The organism is Azospira sp. APE16 (assembly GCF_047901315.1).
Lineage (GTDB): Bacteria > Pseudomonadota > Gammaproteobacteria > Burkholderiales > Rhodocyclaceae > Azospira > Azospira oryzae.
The window spans coordinates 993,912-1,015,979 of the sequence record NZ_CP179682.1 but is presented as its reverse complement, the minus strand read 5'-3'; the positions used below and the strand labels follow the sequence as shown (position 1 = coordinate 1,015,979).

Below are 22,068 nucleotides of genomic sequence, written 5' to 3'. Positions count from 1 at the left end.
TGGTGCGTGGATGAGCGGTCTTCTGCCGCTTCTGGGGAAACTGGGGCCGGGTGCTGCCGAGGCCTAGCGGGCTGCGTCCTGCTTCAGGGCGATGCCGCCCCGGACCGGATCGAGGACGATGGTCTCGCCGGCGGACAGCCCCGCCAGCACTTCCACCTCGCCGTCGCCGACGGCCTGGCCCAGGCGCAGCTGGCGCAGGGACAGACGGCCCTGGCCGTCGCGCACATAGAGACCGGCCACCTCGCCGCGACGCACCACGGCGCTGGCCGGCACCGTCAGCTTGACCGCCCGGCCGAGGACGAAATGGACCCGGGCCGCCATGCCCGGCAGCACATCCTGCAGGGAAGCGGCATCGCCGGGCAGGTTGAGGCGCACCTGGACCGTATGGGTGGCGGCATCCGCCGCCGGCAGCACGGTCACCTTGGCCGCCGCCACCTGGCGCTGCAGCTCCGGGAATTCGATGCGGCCCTGCAGATCCTTGCCGCCCTTCAGTTCCTTCAGCCGGTACTGGGGAATTTCCACCGTCACGCGCAAGCCCGCCGGGTCGTAGAGGGTCACCAGGGACCGGCCCTGGGCCGCCATTTCCCCCAGCTCGATGTGGCGCCGCGCCACCAGGCCGCTGATGGGCGCCGTGATGGTGCCGTGGCTCTGGCTGGCGCCGGAGGCTCCGGCATTGGCCATGGCCAGGTCCAGGTCGGCCTTGGCCTTGTCCAGGGCCGACTGGCTGATGAAATTCTGCTGTCGCAGGCTGCGGCTGCGCTCGTACTGGGCCCGGGCATTGACCAGGGCCGCCTGGGCCCCGGCGGCAGTCTCGGCCGCCTCGCGCACGTCCAGGCGCAGCATGACTTCGCCCTTCTTCACCGCCTGCCCGGCATCGACCCGCATCTCGGTCACCCGGCCGGCCACCTGGGCCGCCACCACGGCCTGGGATAGGGCTTCCACCACCCCTTCCGCCGGCAATGTCAGTGCCACTTCCCGGGGCTGCACCACCCGGGTCGGCAACTCGCTCGGGGACGTTTCGGCAGCCACGACGGACCCGACCGCCAGCGACAGGGCCAGGCTCAGGCAGCGACGGAGGAAGAGGGATGAGGTATTCATGTATATAAGAATATACTTATGTTCGAGAATCGACAAGCGGGGCATTGCTTTCGGCTCATTCGGGGGAACGTTCCGTCCGCCATGCCGGTTCCGCCGCGGGGACGCGCATGAAGCGTGATGACGAATGGCGCATCGCCAGGCAGCAGTACCGGTCATGGCCGTTTCCGGCTGGCCGGGAAAAAGCGACAGCGCAAAAGGTAGGCGGCGGGCCCTCGTCACCCCCGCCAAAACAGCCCCGCCCTTCGCCCCAGGCGGGCTTTGGCGTAGAATCGGGCGCTTTCCCATTGCCTGGCGCCCTTGTGGGCGCTGCTGTTCCGAGGTCTGTACCATGACGTCCCTGAAAGCCGCCTCCCACGCCACCAAACCCGTCACCGACGATGTGCGCATTCGCGAGATCAAGGAACTGGTGCCGCCGGCCCACGTCTTCCGCGAATATCCGGTGAGCAACCGGGCGGCCCAGACCACCTACGGCGCCCGCCAGGGCATCCATCGCATCCTGCACGGCGCCGACGACCGGCTGCTGGTGGTGATCGGCCCCTGTTCCATCCACGACTACGAGGCCGCCATGGAGTACGCCCAGCGCCTGCAGAAGGAAGCCGAGCGCCTCAAGGACGACCTGCTGGTGGTGATGCGCGTCTATTTCGAGAAGCCCCGCACCACCGTGGGCTGGAAGGGCCTCATCAACGACCCGCGCATGGACGGCTCCTTCCGCATCAACGAAGGCCTGCGCCTGGCGCGCAAGATCCTGCTCGACATCAACGAGCTGGGCCTCTCCTGCGCCACCGAATTCCTCGACACCATCAGCCCCCAGTACACGGCGGACCTGATCGCCTGGGGCGCCATCGGCGCCCGCACCACCGAATCCCAGGTGCACCGGGAGCTGGCTTCCGGCCTCTCCTGCCCCGTGGGCTTCAAGAACGGCACCGATGGCAACGTGCGCATCGCCGTGGACGCCATCCGTTCCGCCTCCGCCCCCCACCATTTCCTCTCGGTGACCAAGGGCGGCCACTCGGCCATCGTCTCCACCGCCGGTAACGAGGACTGCCACGTCATCCTGCGCGGCGGCAAGGGCCCCAACTACGATGCGGCCAGCGTGGATGCGGCCTGCAAGGACATCGCCGCGGCCGGCCTGGCAGCCCGCCTGATGGTGGATTTCTCCCACGCCAACAGCAGCAAGAAGTTCGAGCGCCAGGTGGACGTGGCCAAGGACGTGGCCACCCAGCTTGCCGCCGGCGACGAGCGCATCATCGGCGTCATGGTCGAATCCCACCTGGTGGAAGGCCGCCAGGACATCACCCCGGACAAGCCCCTGGAATACGGCAAGAGCGTCACCGACGCCTGCATCGGCTGGGAAGACTCGGTGCGGGTGCTGGACATCCTGGCCCGGGCGGTGCGCGAGCGCCGCCTGGTGGAAGCCACGGAATAAGGGCCCCCGCTTTGGCGGAACACGACTCCCCAGCCCCGACCGAGACGCCGACGCCGACCGAGGCCGGCACGGACACTTCCACCCGCGCCCTGCTCGGCCCCGGCCACTCCCTCGCCCGCCTGCCCATGCACCGCCTGGTGCTGGGAGTGGCGGCAGTGCTGCTGCTGTTCCGCATCTGGCTGGCGGCGGTCACCCCCATCACCGGCGACGAAGCCTATTTCGCCTTCTGGGGCTGGCAGCCGGACTGGGGCTTCTACGACCACCCGCCCATGGTGGGCTGGTGGCTGGCGCCCCTCATGGCCCTCTCCTGGGACGAATGGGTGGTGCGCCTGCCGGCCCTGCTGCTGCCCTTCGTCCTGGCCGGACTCTCCGGCTGGCTGGTGCGCCGCTCCGGCATTGCCTTCGCCGAGGAGCGGGGCTGGCTGACGGCCCTGCTGGTGCTGCTGCTGCCCACCTCGGTGTGGAACGTCTTCATCACCACCGACACGCCCCTGGTCTTCTTCTCTCTGCTCTCGGTGGCCGCCTACGTCGTGGCCCTGGAGCGCCAGGGCTGGCAGCGCTGGGCCCTGCACGCCCTGGCCGGCCTGATGCTGGGCCTGGCCTTCCTCTCCAAGTATTTCTCGGTGCTGCTGGGCGTCGCCTTCCTGGTGCATGTCATCATCGCCCGCCGCGAGGAGGGCTGGAGGCGCTTCGCCGAGTTCGCCCTGTTCGTCGCCGTGGCCCTGCTGGGGCCGGCCCTCAACATCTGGTGGAACTGCAGCCACTGCTGGGCCAACATCATGTTCAACCTTTACAACCGGCACGAGAGTTCCGGTTGGGGCAAGTCCTGGGCCAATCCCTTCCTCTATGTGCTGACCCTGGGCTATGTCGCCACCCCCTTCCTCCTGGCGGCCCTGTGGAAGTTCCGCGACGAGGTGAAGAACGCCATCGCCCAGCCGGGCCTGGCCCGCACCGCCTTCTGGCTGGCGGCCGTGCCCCTGGGCCTGTTCGCCGCCCTGGCCCTGGCCAAGAAGATCGGCCTGCACTGGCTGCTCTCCTTCATCACCCTGCTCTGCATCCTGGCCGCCAGCAGCCTGCCCATGACCGCCCTGCGTCGCCTGGCGGCCTGGCTCGGCGCTTTCGCCGCCCTGCACGTGGTGCTGTTGCTGGTGGTCAGCCAGCTGCCCCTGTCCACCTGGGAGAAGGCGGACTTCCACCGGGGCCTGGTGCTCACCTTCCGCAGCCAGGAGCTGCTGCAGCGGCTGGAGCCCTACGCCAACGACTACGCCTTCGCTTCCGACGGCTATTCCAACGCCGTCACCCTGGGCTACAACGCCCGGCGCTATTTCATGGTCTTCGGCCTGGCCTCCTCCCATGCCCGCCACGACGACATCCTCACCGACTTCCGCGAGCTGGACGGCAAGAACATCCTCATCCTGCGGAAGAGCGAGCCCAATCCGGGGGAATACGCGCCCTATTTCCGGGACGTGCAGCAGCTGGCCTTCCAGGTGGAGGGCGTCACCTTCTACCAGGTGCTGGGCCACGGCTTCGACTTCCACACCTACCGGGAACGGGTGCTGCGGGAAGTGAAACAGCGCTACTACCGCATCCCCGGCTTTTTGCCCATGAACGGCTGCTACTTCTGCGAACGCTATTTCCCTGACGAGGAATGCCGCTGATGGCCCGCCGTCCCCAAAAGGCCGGCGACAGCACGCCCCGCGGCGGCCTCTGGCCCTACGTAAAACTGCTGCGCCCGCACCAGTGGGTGAAGAACGGCTTCGTTTTCGTCGGCCTCATTTTCGGCGAGGCCTTCGCCGACCTGGCCCTGCTGCAGTCCGTGGTCCTGGCGGCCCTGGCCTTTTCCCTGGCCGCCTCCAGCATCTATGTGGTGAACGACCTGGCGGACCGGGAAAAGGACCGCCTGCATCCGGTCAAGCGGCACCGCCCCCTGGCCGCCGGCACCGTCAATGTCACCGCCGCCCTGCTGCTGGCCGGGGCCTGCCTGTTCGGCGCCCTCATGCTGGCCTACAGCGTCTCCCTCACCGTGCTGCTGGTGGTGGCCCTCTACGCCGGCCTCAACGTGGCCTACTCCATGGGCCTCAAGCACGTGGCCGTGCTCGACGTCTTCATCATCGCCGCCGGCTTCATGCTGCGCATCCTGGCCGGCACCCTGGGGGTGGGCATCGCCCCCTCCCACTGGCTGCTGGTGTGCGGCCTGCTGCTGACCCTGTTCCTCGGTTTCGCCAAGCGCCGCGCCGAACTGAAGGCCCTGGAGGAGGATGCGGGCAGTCACCGCAAGGTGCTGGACGACTACGATCCGGTGCTGCTGGACCAGTTCATCACCCTCTGCGCCGCCGGCACCGTGGTCACCTACAGCCTGTACACCGTGGCCCCGGAGACGGTGGCCATGCATGGCAGCCAGTGGCTCATCGCCACCGTGCCCTTCGTCGTCTATGGCATCTGCCGCTACCTGTTCCGCCTGCACCGGCGCGGCGGCGGCGGCGACCCGGCAGCGGACCTGCTGGCCGACCCCCATCTCATCGCCGCCTTCGTCGGCTGGTTCGCCACCGTCCTGCTGGTGATCTGAGCCAGCCGGTTTCCGCCGACCCAGGTCAGCGGAAACCGGCCTACGCAACCGGCCGGCTGAAGGACCTTACCGAGGGACCTGCTCCGCCCCTCGCCGACACCGCCGCTGGCGGCATGACGCGGAATCTCGTCGGCACCATCGCCAGGAGCCAATAGGGGCGGCCCTGTCAGCCACGCCCCCCCAAAAGCACCGTCCCTGTTGCCTCCCAGGGGAGGCATCACAAGCCGCCTATGCCGCCAGGGGCGGAAACACCACCAGCACCCGCAGGCCGTTGCCTTCCGGCCCCACGCCCAGGCTGAGGGCGGCGCCATGCAGCTCCGCCACCCGCTGCACGATGGACAGCCCCAGGCCGGAACCTTCCGCCCGGGCCGGCGCCAGCCGGGTGAAGCGCCCCAGGGCCCGCTCCCGGGCCTCGGCCGGGATGCCCGGACCGTCGTCGGCCACCGCCAGCACCACCCGCTCTCCGTCCCGGGCCAGGGACACCCACACATGGCCGCCCTCCCGGGTGTAGCGGATGGCGTTGTCCACCAGGTTGCGCAGCAGGATGCGCAGCAGGTCCCCATTGCCGGCCAGGGTCAGGCTGCCGTCGCCGTCGCTGCCGGCCAGGTCCAGGGCCAGGTCCACCTGCCGGGACTGGGCCGCCGGGGCCAGCACGGCGCACACCTCCCGCGCCAGGGGCCGGGGGTCCAGGGGCTGCAGGCTGGCGTTGGCGCCCGGGTCCAGGCGGGCCAGGGTGAGCAGCTGTTCCACCAGCCGGGCCAGGCGTTCGGTGCCTTCCAGCACATTGAGCAGGGCCCGCTGCCGCACCTCCCCCTCCCCGGCCCGCAGGGCCACCTGGGCCTGGGTCTTGAGGGCAGCCAGGGGCGTGCGCAGTTCGTGGGCGGCGTTGGCGGTGAACTGGCGCTCGTTGTCCAGCAGACGGGCGATGCGGGCGAAGAGGCCGTCCAGGGCCTGCACCAGGGGCGCCACTTCCGCCGGCACCGGGCCGCTGCCCAGGGGCTGGGGCGAATCGGGGGGACGCCGGTCCAGCTGTTCGGCGATGCGGGCCAGGGGCACCAGGCCGCGGCCGACGGCCACCCACAGGGCTGCCGCCAGCAGGGGCAGGCCCAGGATCAGGGGCGCCAGCAGGCGCATGGCGGCCTCCTGGGCCAGGGCATAGCGGATGTCGTGGCTCTGGCCCACCTGCACCTGGCGCAGCCCGTCCCGGCTCCATTCGCTGTAGAAGCGCCATTCGCCGCCGTTCCAGCGGGTCTCGGCAAAGCCCTCCACCGCCGTCAGGGGCGTCTGCCCGGCCCCGGCGGAATGGAGGGCCAGCATCGGCCCCTGGGGGGTGCGACGCCAGATCTGGAACAGCACTTCGCCGCCGGCGGCGCCGGGAGTGGGCCGCACTTCCACATGGCCGCTGGCGGGCTCGGTGGCCAGCAGCAGGCGGGCGGTCTGCTGCAGGTGGGCGTCGAAAATGTCGTCGGCCAGGTCGTGGGCCCGCAGGAAGGCGGCGGCGATGGTGGCCAGCCAGATCAGGGCCGACACGGCCAGCAGCAGCAGGAGCAGGCGGCGGCGCAGGGAATAGGCCGGCGTCGGGCGTTGCACGGCAGCCATCAGGACTCCGGCGCCGCGGGCGCGGCGGACGCCTCCCGGGCCACGGTGTAGCCGACGCCGCGCACGGTGCGGATCAGGTCGCTGCCGAACTTGCGTCGCAGGTGGTGGATGTGCACCTCCACCGCATTGCTGTCCACCGTCTCGTTCCAGCCGTAGGCGGCCTCCTCCAGCTGGTGCCGGGTCAGCACCCGGCCGGCGGCGGCGAGCAGGGCTTCGAGCAGGGCGAACTCCCGGGGCGACAGCTCCACCGGCTGCCCCGCCAGCTCCACCCGGCGGGCCGCCGGGTCGAGGCGGATGGCCCCGTGCACCAGCAGCGGCGCCGCCCGGCCGGCACTGCGGCGGATCAGGGCGCGCAGGCGGGCCGCCACCTCGTCCAGATCGAAAGGCTTGACCAGGTAGTCGTCGGCGCCGCCGTCCAGGGCCGAAAGCTTGTCGGGCACCCCGTCCCGGGCGGTCAGCACCAGCACCGGCACCGGGTTGCCGGCAGCGCGGCAGCGGGCCAGCACCTCCTGGCCCGACAGCTGGGGCAGGTTGAGGTCCAGCACCACGGCGGCAAAGCAGTGGGCCTCGGGGCTGGCAAGGACGGTGGCGGCTTCCTGGCCGTCGCGCAGCCAGTCCACGGTGAAGCCGGCCTGGCCCAGACCGACCTGGAGCCCGTCTCCCAGCAGGGAATCGTCCTCGACGATGAGGATTCGCATGGCTTTATGCTATTTGAAAAAAACGAAATGACTACGGAGAATTAGGCGCTAGAATAACCGCTTTTCATGGCCCCCCCGATGCCGTCATGACCCCCAGGATGGACAACGCTGCCCGGCAGGACGATCCAGAACGCGAGCTTTTGCGCGGCCTGCGGGTGCTGCTGGTGGAGGACGACCCGGTGGCGCGCTGCGCCGCCGCCGGCATCCTCAGCCGCCACGTGGGCACCCTGTGGGAAGCGGCCGACGGCGACGAGGGCCTGCAGCTGTTCCGCCGGCACCAGCCGGACCTGGTCATTTCCGACATCGTCATGCCCCACCGGGACGGTCTCTCCCTGGCCCGGGAGATCAAGGCCCAGAGCCCGGCGACGCCGATCGTCATCATCACCTCCCACAGCGACAGCGGCGCCCTGCTCGACGCCATCGAGATCGGCATCGACCGCTACGTGCTCAAGCCCCTCAAGGCCAGCGCCCTGCTCGAAGCCATGGCCACCTGCGCCCGGGCCGCCCGCCTGGAGTCGGAACACCGCCTGGCCACCACCGTTTTCCACGCCTCCAGCGAAGCCATCATGATCACCGATGCGGAAAACCGCATCGTGGACGTCAATCCCGCCTTCACCCGCATCACCGGCTTCTCCCGGGGCGAGGTGCTGGGCCGCAATCCCCGCATCCTCCAGTCCGGCATCCAGAGCGAGCACTTCTACCGGGAGATGTGGGCGGCCATCAACCAGTACGGCCACTGGCGGGGCGAAATCTGGAACCGGCGGCGCAACGGCGAGCTGTATCCGGAATGGCTGGCGGTGGACCGGGTGCTCTCCCCCGAAGGCGCCGTGCTCAACTACGTCGCCATGTGGTCGGACATCTCCGAACGCAAGGAGGCGGAGGCCCGCATCCACTACCTGGCCCACTACGACGCCCTCACCGACCTGCCCAACCGGGTGCTGTTCAACGACCGCTTCACCCAGGCCCTGATCCACGCCCGCCGCTACGACCAGAGCGTGGCCCTGATGTTCGTGGACCTGGACCGCTTCAAGGTGGTCAACGACACCCTGGGCCACCGGGTCGGCGACGAGCTGCTGAAGCAGGTGGCCGAGCGCCTGCGCCGCTGCGTGCGCGAGGAGGACACGGTATCGCGCCAGGGCGGCGACGAGTTCGTGGTGCTGCTGGCCAACCTGGACATGTCCGCCGACGCCGCCGTGGTCTCCGACAAGATCCTCGAGGCCCTGGCCGAGCCCATGTACTTCGAGGGCCACGAACTGAGCGTCACCTGCTCCATCGGCATCGCCTGCTACCCCAGCGACGGCGCCGACCCGGACACCCTGATGAAGAACGCCGACCTGGCCATGTACCGGGCCAAGAGCGTGGGCCGCAACAACTACCAGTTCTTCAGCCCCGAGCTGGAACAGGGCGCCCTCACCCGCCTGACCCTGGAAAACGCCATGCGCCGGGCCCTGGACCGGGACGAGTTCGAACTGCATTACCTGCCCCAGGTGGACAACCCCTCGGGCCGCCTGCTCAGCCTGGAAGCCCTGATCCGCTGGCAGCACCCGGAGCGGGGCCTGCTCCTGCCCAGCCAGTTCATCCCCCTGGCCGAGGAAAGCGGCCTGGTGCTGCCTATTTCCCTCTGGGTACTGCGCCGGGTGGCACGACAGCTGGCCGACTGGCGGCGGCAGAACCTGACCCTGGTGCCGGTGGCCATCAACCTGTGCGAAGCCCAGCTGCGCCAGCCCGATTTCGCCGAGGCCCTGGGCCGCATCCTGAGCGAGGAAGGGGTGGAAGGGCGCTGGATCGAGCTGGAATTCACCGAAGGCGCCCTCATGCACGACACCGAGCGCAACCTGCGGGTGCTCTCGGCCCTGAAGCGTCTGGGGGTCGGCATCACCCTGGACGACTTCGGCGTCGGGTATTCCAACCTCAACGTCCTGCGCCGCCTGCCGGTGGATACCCTGAAAATCGACCGCTCCCTGGTCACCGACGTGACCCGTAACGAGGACGACGCGGTGATCGTGGACGCCATCATTTCCATGGCCCAGTCCATGAACCTCAAGGTGGTGGCCGAGGGCGTGGAAACGGCCGACCAGGCCGGCTTCTTCAAGGCCCGGGCCTGCGCCGAAATCCAGGGCCACTTCTTCTCCAAGGCCATCGGCGCCGTGGAAGTGGCGGCCATGCTGGGCCACGCCCCGGCCGCCGCCAGCACCTCGTCCCCGGCCTGAACCCCGCTCCCTCCCGGTAGATCCCGTACGGCCGTCCGGCGGATTTTCGCGCGTCGGCAAGACTCCATACGCAATCGTATGGAGTGTACGTATAATGTTGCGCGACAAAGATTCCCCGCGATCTAAAAAAGGAGACAGCATGGACCTGCAGGCCCTGTACCAGGAAAAACTCGTAACTCCCGCCGACGCCATCGCCTGCGTCAGGAATGGCGACACCATCGTCGTTCCCACCGGGGTCGGCGAACCGCCCGCCCTGCTCACCGCTCTCTCCGATGCCCGGCGCAACTACCGGGACGTCACCGTCTCCCAGATCCTGGCCCTGCGCAAATACGGCTACATCGACCCGGAAACCCGGGACCACGTGCGCCACACCGCCTACTTCTTCGGCGGCGCCACCCGCCCCGGCGGCCAGGCCGGCTGGGTCGATTTCATCCCCAACTATTTCGCCGAGCTGCCCCAGCTGATCGAGCGCGGCCTGTCGCCCGCCGACGTGGTCTTCACCATGGCCTCGCCCATGGACGAGCACGGCTACTTCGCCCTCTCCCTGGCCGCCGACTACACCATGGCCGCCGTGAAGAAGGCCCGGGCCATCGTCCTCGAAGTGAACCCCAACGTGCCCTTCGCCTACGGCGACTGTTACGTGCACATCTCCAAGGTCGCCGCCCTGGTGGAAAGCAGCGACCCGGTGCTGGAAGTGGGCCTGCCCACCATCGGTCCGGTGCAGGAAGCCATCGGCAAATACGTGGCCGACCTGATCGAGGACGGCTCCACCCTGCAGATCGGCTACGGCGGCATTCCCGACGCCGTGGTGATGCAGCTCCAGCACAAGCACGACCTGGGCATCCACACCGAGATGATCGGCGACGGCATCCTTTCCCTGATCGAGTCCGGTGCCGTCACCAACAAGAAGAAGACCTTCATGCCCGGCAAGTCCGTGGCCACCTTCGCCCTGGGATCGAACAAGCTGTACAAGTTCATGCACCGCAATCCGGCCCTGGAAATGCATCCGGTGGAATTCACCAACGATCCCTACATCGCCGCCCGCAACGACAAGCTGATCGCCATCAACGCCACCATGCAGGTGGACCTGCTGGGCCAGTGCGGCTCCGAGAGCCTGGGCTTCTCCCCCTACTCCGGCACCGGCGGCCAGGCCGACTTCGTGCGCGCCGCCAACCGTTCCAAGGACGGCAAGGCCTTCATCGTGGTGCCCTCCACCGCCAAGGACGACACCATCTCCCGCATCGTCCCCACCCTGACTCCGGGCACCCACGTCACCACCAGCAAGAACGACATCAACTACGTGGTCACCGAGTACGGCGTCGCCCAGCTGCGCGGCAAGAGCGCCAAGCAGCGGGTGGAAGCCCTGATCGGCATCGCCCACCCCAACTTCCGCAATGAACTGCGGGAAGCGGCTAAAAAGATGAACCTGCTCTAAAACGAAAGCCCCGGCAGCGCAGGCTGGCGGGACTCGCTGGAGCGACAGGGCGCGGTCACCACCGCGCCCTTTTTCATGGCCCCGGCCGGGGCGCCTGCCAGATGTTGCGGCAGCCCGTCTCCTTGACCCAGAAGCTGGCGACGAAGCCGATGCAGGCGGCGGCGGCCATGCAGGCCATGCCGACGCGGAAGGTGTCCGGCCCATAGACGCGCACGCCGTTGGCCAGGGTGCCGTCCCACACCTGGTCCATGGCCCAGCCGGCCAGGGGCTGCAGCAGGGCGCCGGCGAGGAAGCCGCCCATGTTGGTGACGCTGGTGGACATGCCGGACAGCATGGGCGGATTGACCTCCTTGGCGCAGGCCCAGGTGAGGGCGAAGCTGGCCGTGGTCAGGCCCATGAGGCCGAACAGGCAGTAGGTGGCCGCCAGGGGCAGGCGGATGTTGGTCAGCCAGAACAGCCACAGCAGGCAGTAGAGGAAGGCCCCGGCGATGACCACCGGCTTGCGCTTGCCGAGCCGGTCCGAGAGGGTGCCGATGAAAAAGCAGCCCAGGGCGAAGCCGGCGAAATAGAGGGAAAGATGGGAGGAGGCCTGGGCCCGGGTCAGCTCATGCACCCGCATCAGGTAGGGCGTGGCCCACAGGCCGGCGAAGGAGAAGAAGCTGCCGGCCAGGCCGAAATTGACCACCACCGCCGGCCAGGTGGAGCGGTTCTTCAGCACCGAAGCCAGGCCGCCGAAGATCACCGTGCGGTCGAAGCGGGGCCGCTCGCCGCCGCCGTCCTTGACGAAGAACCAGCAGGCCACGCCCAGGAGGGCCGAGAGGGCGCCGGCGCCGACGAAAATGCCGCGCCAGGAAATGCTCTGGGCCAGCAGGGAAAGGGGGGCACCGGCCAGCACCGAGCCCAGGTTGCCCACCAGCATGGAAGCCCCCACCAGGGTGGCAAAGCGCCGCTCGTCGAAGTTGACGGCGATGATCTTGAGCATGGCAATGAAGGTCACCGACACCCCCAGACCCACCAGGGTGCGCCCCACCAGGGCCTCGTTGAGGGTGTCGGCGAGGCCGAAGAGAACGCTGCCCGCCGCCGCCACCAGGCCGCCGAGGAAGAGGATGCGCCGCGGCCCCAGGGTATCCACCAGAATACCGGTGGGCACCTGCATGATGGTGTAGACGTAGAAATAGGTGGCCGCCAGGGCGCCGAGGGACGCCGCCGTGGTCTGGAAGGCCAGGGTCAGGTCGTGGGCGATGCCCGCCGGGGCGAAGCGGTGGAAGAAGGACAGCATGTAGGCGGCGATGACCACCGCCAGGGTCACGGCACGGGCCGTGCGGGCGGAAGAACCGCCGCTTTGATGTGGGGGCATTTATGCCTCTCCTCTTGTCTCCTTTGGGGGAACGGCATCGTAGCATACGCAACCGTATGTCACGCCATTGGGGAATGCCCGCGGTCGGTCCGGGGCCCAGAAAGGGCGGCCCCTGCCGTGCTATCCTTGGCCCCCTGAGCGCCCTGCCGCACCCAATCCCATTGCCGCCGCCATGACCACCTACGCCCTGCCCGATTTCGAAGCCAAGATCTGCCCCCCCGACCAACTGGCCGAGCGCGCCGCCCGCCTGGCCCGCCCCCTGGTATTCACCAACGGCTGTTTCGACATCCTGCACCGGGGCCACGTCACCTATCTGGCCCAGGCCCGGGCCCTGGGCGCCGCCATGGTGGTGGCCCTCAACACCGACGCCTCGGTCAAGCGCCTGGGCAAGGGCGACGACCGGCCGGTAAACCGGCTGGAAGACCGGCTGGCGGTGATGGCCGCCCTCGGCTGTGTGGACCTGGTCACCTGGTTCGACGAGGACACGCCCCTGCAGCGCGTCCTCGAGGCCCGCCCCGAAGTCCTGGTGAAGGGCGGCGACTGGGCGCCGGAACGCATCGTCGGTGCCAGCGAGGTCCTGGGCTGGGGCGGCAGCGTCCACTCCATCCCCTTCCTCCACGAAAAATCCACCACCGCCCTGCTGACCAAGATCCGCGCCCTCTAAAGGCACGCCATGGCTCACGCCCACCACCACGACTGCGGCCACGGGCACGCCCACAGCCACCACCACGGCGGCAAGGGCCTGCTGCTGGCCACCCTGCTGACCCTGGGTTTTGCCGGGGTGGAGGCCGTGGCCGGCGCCTGGAGCGGTTCCCTGGCCCTCATCGGCGATGCGGGCCACATGGTGAACGACGGCGTTGCCCTGGCCCTGGCTGCAGCCGCCGCCTGGGTTGCCCGGCGCCCGCCGAGCCATCGCCACACCTACGGCTGGGGCCGGGCCGAAGTGCTAGCCGCCCTGCTCAACGGCCTGGCCATGCTGGCCCTGGTGGTGGCGATCCTGGTGGAGGCGGTGCAACGCTTCCAGGACCCCGCCCCGGTGGCCGGCCCGGCGGTGATGGCGGTGGCCGTGGTGGGGCTGCTGATGAACGCCCTGGTGGCCTGGATGCTCAGCCGCGGCGAAAGCTCCCTCAACACCCGGGCCGCCCTGCTGCACGTGCTGGGCGACATGCTCGGCTCCGTGGCCGCCATCGCCTCCGGCGCCATCGTCTATTTCACCGGCTGGAAACAGGCCGACCCACTGCTGGCCGCCGGCATCGCCCTGCTCATCTCCGTCTCCAGCCTGCGTCTGCTGCGGGAGGCGCTACACGCCCTGATGGAAGGCACGCCGCCCCACATCTCCGCCGCCGAGGTCAGCGCCGCCATGGAACAGGTGGACGGTGTGCTCGGGGTCCACGACCTGCATGTGTGGACGGTGGGCGACGGCGAGGTGATGCTCTCGGCCCATCTGCAGGTGGCCGACCTGGCCGCCTGGCCCCAGACCCTGGCCGGGCTGCGCCAGGTACTGCAGCAGCGCTGGCACATCCGCCACGTCACCCTGCAGCCCGAAACGGGCCCCATCGAACCGCTGCACCGCCCGGCCTGAAAGCCGCCCGCAGGAAAGCGAAAGGCCCCGCTGGCGGGGCCTTTTTCACGCCGGGAAAGCCGGATGCTCTCCCGGGATAGCGTTCCTACTTGGCCTTGCTGGCGGAAAAATTCCTGGTCGCGCTGCCCCGGCCCAGTTCCGTCTGCCCGTCGGCGGCCAGGGCCCGCACCGTGATGCTGTAATCGTGGCCGAAGGTGCCGAAGTTGTTGGGACAGGGACCCAGATAACGCCCCAGGGCGCCCTCGGGCAGGCTCGCAGTGGCGCCGCCGGCATGGGGCACCGTGCCACCGCCATGGTCCTTGTTCTGGAAATCCAGGTCGTTCATCACCACCGCCAGGGAGGCAGTCCCTTCGGGAATGCCGGAAATCTCCAGGGCAGGGGAGGTGTTGTCGCAGCGGTGCTTTTTCAGCCACTCCCAGTTCACACTGAGGGACGACTGGGCCAGGGCCAGGGGGCTGACGAGCAAGGCGGAGACGGCGAGAAGGGTGCGCAGGGACGGCATGCAAGGCTCCAAAGAAGAAAGAAGAAACAGCGGCGCCAGTTTATGACACCGGCAGCTTCGGTGACGTGACAAAAGCCTCAGCCGATACAACTCCCCACATCCACCGAATCGATCTGCTCCGGGCGCAGGTAGCGTTCGCCGTATTCCCGGTACACGCTCGAGGTGAGGAAGAGGTCGAACAGTTCCGGATCGATGTGCCCTTCCCGCTTCATGGCCACCATGATGCGGACGGCTTCGGAGAGGGTCTTGCCCTTCTTGTAGGGCCGGTCCACGGCGGTGAGGGCCTCGAAGATGTCGGCGATGGCCATCATGCGGGCCGGCGCGCTCATTTCCTCCCGCCGCAGGCGCCTCGGGTAGCCGCTGCCGTCCATTTTCTCGTGGTGGCCGCCGGCCAGCTCGGGAACGTTCTGCAGATGCCGCGGGAACGGCAGGGCGGTAAGCATGATGATGGTCTGCACGATGTGGTCGTTGATGATGTAGCGGTCCTCCTCGGACAGGGTGCCCCGGGCCACGGCCAGGTTGTGCAGTTCGCCCCGGTTGAACTTCCAGGCCGGCACCTGCAGCTTGAAGCCCCAGGGATTGTCGGCCGGCATCAGGTCCCGCGGGCCCCGCTCCAGGAGATGCTCCGGCTTGTCCGCCAGCAGGGGCTCGGGAGCCGGCAGGGGCACCGGCGGCAGCTGGGCCTTGCGCCGCCCCTCTTCCCAGGACAGACCCAGACGGTCGTCCAGGGTGCGCCGCCAGGTGCGGCCGGCGATGCGCTGCAGGCGCTCCAGCTTCTCCGGCGCCATGAATTCGCCGCCCTGATTGCAGCTGGCGACGAAGGCGAACTCCTCGTCCAGCACCTGCCACTGGGCTTCCAGGGCCTGGCGCAGGGCCGCACCGTCGCCGCCGGCGGCCACCTGCTGCCAGAACTCGATCTCCGCGTCCCGCTTGAGCACCTCGAAGCGCATGCGCACCTCGTGGATGCGGTCATACAGGGTTTCCAGCTTGGTCGCCTTGTCCACCACGTACTCGGGCGTGGTCACCTTGCCGCAGTCGTGCAGCCAGCCGGCAATGTGCAGGGCTTCCCATTCCTCGTCGCTGAGGGTGAAGTCGGCGTAGGGGCCGGCGGTGGCGTCGCAGGCGGCCCGGGCCAGCATCTTGGTCAGCTCCGGCACCCGCTGGCAGTGGCCGCCCGTGTAGGGGCTCTTGGCGTCGATGGCACCGGCCACCAGCTGGATCAGGCTTTCCAGCAGGGCCTTCTGGGCCTGGATCAGGCGCTGGTTGTCGATGGCCACGGCGGAAGCCCCGGAGAGGGCCTCGATGAAGGAAATGCGCTCCGGCGACGGCGCCTCGGCGCTGCCCGGCAGAAACAGGGCCAGCACCCCCACCACCTCCTGGGCCCGGTTTTTCAGGGGCAGGGCCACCAGCAGCACCGGCAGGCCCACCAGGGGGCTGCCCGGGGCATCGAGGAATTCCATGCCGGGGGGACGCTGGGGCGGCACATCCAGCACCTGGGTGCGTGCCTCCAGGACCGCCAGCAGCAGGGGATGGGTCTCCCGGGCCGTCGGCAGGAAGACCAGGCCCGGCAGCCCCGCCACCTCGCCGCTGGCCGGCGCCCCTTGTTCTTCCGCGGTGGTCCCCACCTCCCAGCGCAGGGCCGCCGGCAGCAGGCCGCGGCCGTTCTCCGCCATCAGGTAGACGATGCCGCCGCTGGCCTCGGCGCTGGCCAGGGTCTCCTGCAGCACCCGTTCCAGCAGCCGGTCGAAATTGCGCTCGGCGGTGAGGGTGGCGCTGATGTCGAGGAACTTGCGGATGGTGCCCTTCATCTGGTTCATGGAGTGGGACAGCTCGTCGATCTCCCAGATGGGGGAGCCCTTGGCCGGGGTGCCGTCGAAGCGGAAGCGGCGGATTTCCGCCGACTCCCGGATCAGGTCCTTCAGCTCGCCGGAGATGCGCCGGGCCAGCCACCAGGTGCCGGGAATGGCCAGGGCGATGAGGGCCAGGGTGACCCACAGGGTCCAGGTGCGGATGCGCACCGCCTCGGCCAGCAATTCGTTTTCCGGCGCCGCCACCAGCAGGTAGTTGGGCTCGTCCCCGGCCTCGGGGACCGCCACCGCCCGCCCGTGCCAGACCTGGCCGGCAGCCTCGATCACCCGGGAATTCCCGGCGCCAGCCGCGGCCAGGGCCCCCAGCACCGGCACTCCCAGCTGGTCCAGGGTCGGCAGCTGGCCGCCGGCCCGGGCATTGGCCCGGTGCAGCCGTTCCCGGTCCCGCTCCGCCAGAACCCGGCCCCGGGCATCTACCAGGGCCAGCTGGGAACCGGGGGTGATGCCGGCACCGGCGAGGGAGGCGGAAATCTCTTCCAGAGTCAGGTCCGCCGCCACCACGGCGCCGCTGCCGGCGAGGCGGGCGAAGGTCTTGCCCACCTCCCGGGTGGTGAAGAAGACGTAGGGCTCGGTGCGCACCAGGGCGGTGGCGGTCTGGGCCCGGATGAACCAGGGACGGCCCCGGGGATCGAAATCGTAGGCGGCCGGATGGCGCCGCTCCAGTTCCTGCAGCCACTCGTCGAAAAAGATGAAGGTGGGGCGCGCCGCCCTGCCCTGGCGCTCCATGCTCTGCACCAGGAAACGGGCGCCGGCCGGCGCCTGCACTGCCAGGGCCACGGCCCGGCTGGCCAGGGAGCGGATAAGGAAAAAGTCCCCGTTGCCGTAGCCCACATAGACGGCGGAGAGATGGGCGTTCTTTTCCAGGGCCTCCCGCAGCATGGGCAGGGCCTGCAGCCGGGAATCCAGGCTGGGAGCCGCGGCCAGGGGATGGTGCACCAGCAGTTCGACCAGGGTTTCCAGGGGGCCGTAGAGGCGCTGCAGGTCATCCCCGGTCTTGGCGGGCGGTGCGCTCGAAGACGTCGCTGGCGGCGGTCAGGACGATGCGGCGTGACTGGTGGAAATTGAACCAGCCGATCACCGAGCAGGCAACGAAAATGAGCAGGGTGAACAGGTAGGCGATGTGGATGTGCAGGGGATAGAGGCGGCCCCGCTGGCCCCTGGGAAAGACTGCTGCCTGAAGTGCCATGACCATTCTCCGCTGAGGCCCGTCGGGGCCGCGACATGGTCACAGGCTAACACCGGGACGCCGGGGGGAAACGCCACATCCGTCACGAAGTGGCCGGGGACGGGGGCGCCGGCGTTGATTTAGGTCAAGCCTGGCGATCGATTCTGGCGGCAGACTGGCGCTTTTCCCGATCCCGGAGTATTTCCACCATGCAAGGATTCCGCATTGCCGTCGTCGGCGCCGGCGAAACCGGCACCCCCCTGCTCAAGCAGCTGCTGACCGCCCCCTTCGTCACCGTCCTCGGCGTCGCCGACCTGGACCTGTCCATGCCCGGCATCGCCCTGGCCAAGGAGCACGGCGTCAAGGTCACCAACAACTTCATGGAGCTGGCCGCCCTGGGCAACGAAGTCGACATCATCATCGACGTCACCGGCGCCCCCAAGGTGCGCGAAGCCCTGCGCAAGCACATGGTGGACAGCGGCAACACCCACACCCTGATCATGCACGAGTCCATCGCCCTGCTGATGATGTCCCTCTCCGCCGGCAAGCTGGTGAGCGGCAAGCACGGCGACCAGGAATACGTCTGAGGCCAGGTCCCGGACCATGAAAAAAGCCGCCCGCGGGCGGCTTTTTCTTTGGCCGGAAGGCCGGGGCAAAGGGCTTACAGCACCACCTGGGTGCCCAGCTCCACCACCCGGTTGGAGGGAATCTTGAAGAAGCTGGTGGCGCTGCCGGCGTTGCGGAACAGGGCGATGAACAGCTTCTCGCGCCAGAAGGCCATTTCCGAGCCGAGGCGGGGGATCAGGGTCTCCCGGCCGAGGAAGAAGGAGGTCTCCAGCATCTCGAAGGAGAGGCCGTAGTCGGCGCAGAGGGAAAGGGCCTGGGGAATGTCCGGATCGTCCTTGAAGCCGTACTGGACGATGACGCGGAAGAAGTTTTCCTTCAGCTTGTGCACCTCCACCCGGTCGATCTCCGGCACGTAGGGCACGTCGAAGATCTGCACCGAGACCATGATCACCCGCTCGTGCAGCACCTTGTTGTGCATCAGGTTGTGCAGCAGGGAATGGGGCACGCCGTTGGGGTCCGCATTGAGGAAGACGGCGGTGCCGGGCACCCGGGTCGGCGGCGAGACGGCGATGCTGTCGATGAAGGGCAGCAGCTGCAGGGCCTCGCCCTTGAGGCGGTCGGCCAGGAGCTGGCGGCCCCGCTTCCAGGTGGTCATGAGGACGAAGACGAAGACGCCGACCACCAGGGGGAACCAGCCGCCGTCGGGAATCTTCAGGATGTTGGCGGTGAGGAAGGTCAGTTCCACCACCAGGAAGCCGGTGAACAGCAGCACCGCCCGGCTCCAGCCCCAGCGCCAGACCTTGGCCGCCACCACGGTGGCGAGCAGGGAGGTGATGACCATGTCGCCGGTGACAGCGATGCCGTAGGCCGCCGCCAGGTTGTTGGAGGACTTGAAGCCCAGCACCAGCACCGCCACGGCGCCGAAGAGGCCCCAGTTCACGCCCGGCAGGTAGATCTGGCCCTGCTCCTTCTCCGAGGTGTGCTGCACTTCCATGCGCGGCACGAAGCCCAGCTGCATGGCCTGGCGGGTCACCGAGAAGGCGCCGGAAATGACCGCCTGACAGGCGATCACCGTGGCCAGGGTGGCCAGGCAGACCAGGGGCATGACCGCCCATTCAGGAGCCAGGTTGAAGAAGGGATTGGTGGCGGCGGCGGGGTCGGCCAGGATCAGGGCGCCCTGGCCGAAATAGTTGAGCATCAGGGCCGGCAGCACGAAGCTGAACCAGGCCAGCTGGATCGGCTTGCGGCCGAAGTGGCCCATGTCGGCGTAGAGGGCCTCGGCCCCGGTCACCGCCAGCACCACGTTGCCCATGGCCACCAGGGCCATGGCCTTGTTGGCGAGGAGGAATTCGAAGCCGTAGACCGGGTTGGCGGCCAGCAGCACGTGGGGGTTGGCCATGATGTTCCACAGGCCCAGCAGGGCCAGGGTGGAGAACCACAGCATCATCACCGGCCCGAACATGACGCCCACCGTGGCGGTGCCGCGGCGCTGGATGAAGAAGAGGCCGAACAGCACCACCAGGGTGATGGGGATGACGAAGGGCTTGAAGGCCGGGGTGACGATCTCCAGGCCCTCCACCGCGGAGAGCACGGAAATGGCCGGGGTCACCATGCCGTCACCGTAGAACATGGCGGCACCGAGGATGCCGATGATCATGATGATCTGCTGGCGCCGCTTGCGGTCCTGGGCCTCGTGCAGGGCCAGGGCGATGAGGGCCATGATGCCGCCTTCGCCCCGGTTGTCGGCCCGCATGATGAAGACCACGTACTTCAGGGAAACGACGATGATCAGCGCCCAGAAGAACAGGGACAGGCTGCCCAGGACGTTGGTCTCGGTCAGGGGGATAGGATGGTTGCCGGCGAAAACTTCTTTCATGGCGTACAGGGGACTGGTCCCGATGTCGCCATAGACCACGCCGAGGGCGGCCAGGGCCAGAGCTGCCAGCCGCGCCTTGGTGGTCTGAACGGAATCGTGCATGCGAACTCCCGCAGGGGTGTCGAAAGTAATGACAGCGCTGGGTCTTCCCCGCTTTTGCCGCGGTTTGGAAGACGGGCCGGCGCCCCTTGCCCAGGGGCATACCGACATCCGGCCAACCTTCCGCTACAGCATGGAGGCAACCGGGGTGCGCCAGTCTACACCCATTTATTGCGACGCAACATTCCCCTCCGTACGGCCCCGGCAGGGCGGCAAATGACCGCGTCCTGAATGTTGCCGCCGATGGTGGCGGAAAGGCCCCAACTGTCTGGTAAACTCGCGTTTTCTCACGTCCATGCCCCCGGGCCCCCATGAAGTCAGCCCCCAAGTCCGTCCCCCTGCTCGAAATCAAAGGCACCACCCTGGCCATGACGGTGCTGCAGGCCGCCCTCCGTTCGGCGGACCTGCCCTCCCTGGCCGACAGCCTGACCGACCAGTATGGCCCCAGTTCGGATTTCTTCAGTTTCGAGCCCACCGTCATCGACCTGGGCGAACTGCCCGCCGACATCGAGCTGGACTGGGCCGGCCTGCTGCCCCTGCTGCGCCGCTACCAGGTGGCCCCCATCGGCGTGCGCAACGCCTCCCCGGCCCAGGCCGAAGCGGCCCGCAACGTCGGCCTGATCGTGGTCGAAGAGGCGGAAACCCAGGTGCGCCACAGCCCGCGCCGGGCCGAAGCCGAGACTCCGGCCGCCCCCGCAGCCCCGACGGCAGCCGCCGCCGCGCCGGCCCAGGCCGAGCTGGACATCGCCCCCGCCAACGCCCCGGCCAATGAAGCGCCCGCTGCCGCCCCGGCCCCCGCCCCGGCAGCAGAAGCGGCCCCCAGAGGCACCCTGGTGCTGGACAAGCCCCTGCGCAGCGGCCAGCAGGTCTATGCCCGAGGCGGCGACCTGGTGGTGCTGGCCATGGTCAGCCCGGGTGCCGAGGTCATCGCCGACGGCAACATCCACATCTATGCCCCCCTGCGCGGCCGCGCCCTGGCCGGCGCCCGGGGCGACGCCAATGCCCGCATCTTCACCACCTGTTTCGAAGCCGAGCTGACCTCCGTCGCCGGGGTGTACCGCACCTTCGAACCGGGTTCGGAGAAGAGCCTCACCGGCAAGCCCGTACAAATCCGTCTGGAAGGCGAAAAGCTCGTGCTCGAAGCCCTCAAGACCAGCTGAACCCAAAATTTCCGACAACTCTTACTCTTACCAATCCAGAGGTCCCATGAGAATCATCGTCGTCACTTCCGGCAAGGGTGGTGTGGGCAAGACCACCACCAGCGCAGCCTTCGCCTCCGGCCTGGCCCTGCGCGGCTTCAAGACCGCGGTCATCGACTTCGACGTCGGCCTGCGCAACCTGGACCTGATCATGGGCTGCGAACGCCGGGTGGTCTACGACCTGGTGAACGTCATCAACGGCGAAGCCAACCTGACCCAGGCCCTGATCAAGGACAAGCACGCCGAGAACCTCTTCGTGCTGCCCGCCTCCCAGACCCGGGACAAGGACGCCCTGACCGAAGAAGGCGTGGAGAAGGTGCTCAAGGAACTGGAGCACATGGGCTTCGACTACGTGGTCTGCGACTCCCCCGCCGGCATCGAGCGGGGCGCCGTCATGGCCCTCACCTTCGCCGACGAGGCCATCGTCGTCTCCAATCCGGAAGTCTCCTCCGTGCGCGACTCGGACCGCATCCTGGGCATCGTCCAGTCCAAGTCCCGCCGCGCCAAGGAAGGCAACGAGGCGGTCAAGGAACACCTGCTGGTGACCCGCTATTCGCCCAAGCGCGTGGAGGACGGCGAGATGCTCTCCTACAAGGACGTGCACGAACTGCTGCGCATTCCCCTGCTCGGCGTCATTCCCGAATCCGAAGTTGTGCTGCAGGCCTCCAACCAGGGCACGCCCGCCATCCACATGAACGGCAGCGACGTGGCCGACGCCTACCAGGACATGGTGGCCCGTTTCCTCGGCGAGGAAGTGCCCCTGCGCTTCGTGGACTACGAAAAGCCGGGCATCCTGAAGCGCCTGTTCGGAGGCAAGTGAC

18 protein-coding genes are annotated in these 22,068 nt (G+C 68.5%); 10 read left to right on the top strand and 8 right to left on the bottom strand.

Features of this window, described 5'->3' with window-relative positions:
• Window positions 1-63: 63 nt before the first annotated feature.
• Window positions 64-1,098, bottom strand: a complete 1,035-nt coding sequence (locus tag ACLSSQ_RS05055; protein WP_416243954.1) for an efflux RND transporter periplasmic adaptor subunit — start codon at window positions 1,096-1,098, stop codon at window positions 64-66.
• 328 nt (window positions 1,099-1,426) lie between these two features.
• Here ACLSSQ_RS05055 and aroG point away from each other — a divergent pair, with 328 nt between their 5' ends.
• From aroG to ACLSSQ_RS05040, 3 genes are read left to right on the top strand one after another with little or no spacing between them, the layout of a single operon-like run.
• A complete protein-coding gene (gene aroG / locus ACLSSQ_RS05050; RefSeq protein ID WP_014238452.1) occupies window positions 1,427-2,524 on the top strand; it encodes a 3-deoxy-7-phosphoheptulonate synthase AroG in 1,098 nt (365 codons plus the stop codon).
• A gap of 11 nt (window positions 2,525-2,535) precedes the next feature.
• Window positions 2,536-4,182 (top strand): ArnT family glycosyltransferase, encoded by a 1,647-nt coding sequence (locus ACLSSQ_RS05045; protein ID WP_416243953.1) that lies wholly within the window; start codon window positions 2,536-2,538, stop codon window positions 4,180-4,182.
• Window positions 4,182-5,090, top strand: coding sequence for a decaprenyl-phosphate phosphoribosyltransferase (locus ACLSSQ_RS05040; protein WP_014238454.1), 909 nt, complete (start codon window positions 4,182-4,184; stop codon window positions 5,088-5,090). The genes ACLSSQ_RS05045 and ACLSSQ_RS05040 overlap by 1 nt, the downstream gene beginning before the upstream one ends.
• A gap of 228 nt (window positions 5,091-5,318) precedes the next feature.
• Here the strand turns inward: ACLSSQ_RS05040 and ACLSSQ_RS05035 are convergent, their stop codons facing one another.
• Together ACLSSQ_RS05035 and ACLSSQ_RS05030 are read right to left on the bottom strand one after the other, a co-directional pair.
• Window positions 5,319-6,689 (bottom strand): ATP-binding protein, encoded by a 1,371-nt coding sequence (locus tag ACLSSQ_RS05035; protein WP_416243952.1) that lies wholly within the window; start codon window positions 6,687-6,689, stop codon window positions 5,319-5,321.
• Window positions 6,689-7,387, bottom strand: a complete 699-nt coding sequence (locus ACLSSQ_RS05030; RefSeq protein ID WP_287873902.1) for a winged helix-turn-helix domain-containing protein — start codon at window positions 7,385-7,387, stop codon at window positions 6,689-6,691. The genes ACLSSQ_RS05035 and ACLSSQ_RS05030 overlap by 1 nt, the downstream gene beginning before the upstream one ends.
• 86 nt (window positions 7,388-7,473) lie before the next feature.
• On the opposite strand from ACLSSQ_RS05030, the gene ACLSSQ_RS05025 reads away from it, so the two are divergent.
• Both ACLSSQ_RS05025 and ACLSSQ_RS05020 read left to right on the top strand, forming a co-directional pair.
• A complete protein-coding gene (locus ACLSSQ_RS05025) occupies window positions 7,474-9,597 on the top strand; it encodes a putative bifunctional diguanylate cyclase/phosphodiesterase (RefSeq protein WP_130459021.1) in 2,124 nt (707 codons plus the stop codon).
• A gap of 139 nt (window positions 9,598-9,736) precedes the next feature.
• Window positions 9,737-11,032, top strand: a complete 1,296-nt coding sequence (locus ACLSSQ_RS05020) for an acetyl-CoA hydrolase/transferase family protein (RefSeq protein WP_130459022.1) — start codon at window positions 9,737-9,739, stop codon at window positions 11,030-11,032.
• A gap of 73 nt (window positions 11,033-11,105) precedes the next feature.
• On the opposite strand, the gene ACLSSQ_RS05015 is transcribed toward ACLSSQ_RS05020, so the two are convergent.
• A complete protein-coding gene (locus ACLSSQ_RS05015; RefSeq protein ID WP_152089671.1) occupies window positions 11,106-12,389 on the bottom strand; it encodes an MFS transporter in 1,284 nt (427 codons plus the stop codon).
• Between the two features lie 172 nt (window positions 12,390-12,561).
• Between ACLSSQ_RS05015 and rfaE2 the strand changes: the two genes are divergently transcribed.
• Together rfaE2 and ACLSSQ_RS05005 are read left to right on the top strand one after the other, a co-directional pair.
• Window positions 12,562-13,053, top strand: coding sequence for a D-glycero-beta-D-manno-heptose 1-phosphate adenylyltransferase (gene rfaE2, locus ACLSSQ_RS05010; RefSeq protein ID WP_014238460.1), 492 nt, complete (start codon window positions 12,562-12,564; stop codon window positions 13,051-13,053).
• Window positions 13,054-13,062: 9 nt separating this feature from the next.
• Window positions 13,063-13,971, top strand: a complete 909-nt coding sequence (locus ACLSSQ_RS05005; RefSeq protein ID WP_152089672.1) for a cation diffusion facilitator family transporter — start codon at window positions 13,063-13,065, stop codon at window positions 13,969-13,971.
• Window positions 13,972-14,056: 85 nt separating this feature from the next.
• On the opposite strand, the gene ACLSSQ_RS05000 is transcribed toward ACLSSQ_RS05005, so the two are convergent.
• The 3 genes from ACLSSQ_RS05000 to ACLSSQ_RS04990 all read right to left on the bottom strand — a co-directional run bounded on the left by ACLSSQ_RS05000 (window position 14,057) and on the right by ACLSSQ_RS04990 (window position 17,527).
• Window positions 14,057-14,473 carry a YbhB/YbcL family Raf kinase inhibitor-like protein gene (locus ACLSSQ_RS05000; protein WP_152089673.1) on the bottom strand — a complete coding sequence of 139 codons (417 nt, stop codon included), beginning with the start codon at window positions 14,471-14,473 and terminating at the stop codon, window positions 14,057-14,059.
• Window positions 14,474-14,550: 77 nt separating this feature from the next.
• Window positions 14,551-17,277 carry an HD domain-containing phosphohydrolase gene (locus ACLSSQ_RS04995; protein ID WP_416243951.1) on the bottom strand — a complete coding sequence of 909 codons (2,727 nt, stop codon included), beginning with the start codon at window positions 17,275-17,277 and terminating at the stop codon, window positions 14,551-14,553.
• Between the two features lie 46 nt (window positions 17,278-17,323).
• Entirely contained in the window at window positions 17,324-17,527 is a 204-nt protein-coding gene (locus ACLSSQ_RS04990) for a hypothetical protein (RefSeq protein WP_287873908.1), read from the bottom strand.
• A gap of 188 nt (window positions 17,528-17,715) precedes the next feature.
• Here ACLSSQ_RS04990 and ACLSSQ_RS04985 point away from each other — a divergent pair, with 188 nt between their 5' ends.
• Window positions 17,716-18,093, top strand: coding sequence for an oxidoreductase (locus ACLSSQ_RS04985; protein WP_014238464.1), 378 nt, complete (start codon window positions 17,716-17,718; stop codon window positions 18,091-18,093).
• A gap of 74 nt (window positions 18,094-18,167) precedes the next feature.
• On the opposite strand, the gene ACLSSQ_RS04980 is transcribed toward ACLSSQ_RS04985, so the two are convergent.
• Complete coding sequence (locus tag ACLSSQ_RS04980; protein ID WP_014238465.1) at window positions 18,168-20,051, bottom strand: potassium transporter Kup; 1,884 nt, start codon at window positions 20,049-20,051, stop codon at window positions 18,168-18,170.
• Window positions 20,052-20,359: 308 nt separating this feature from the next.
• On the opposite strand from ACLSSQ_RS04980, the gene minC reads away from it, so the two are divergent.
• The gene (gene minC, locus ACLSSQ_RS04975; RefSeq protein ID WP_287873909.1) at window positions 20,360-21,208 is read left to right on the top strand and encodes a septum site-determining protein MinC; all 849 of its coding nucleotides are present in this window, start codon (window positions 20,360-20,362) and stop codon (window positions 21,206-21,208) included.
• Window positions 21,209-21,254: 46 nt separating this feature from the next.
• Window positions 21,255-22,067: a septum site-determining protein MinD gene (minD, locus tag ACLSSQ_RS04970; protein WP_014238467.1), complete on the top strand. Its 813-nt coding sequence runs from the start codon at window positions 21,255-21,257 to the stop codon at window positions 22,065-22,067.
• The last annotated feature ends 1 nt before the right edge of the window (window position 22,068 follow it).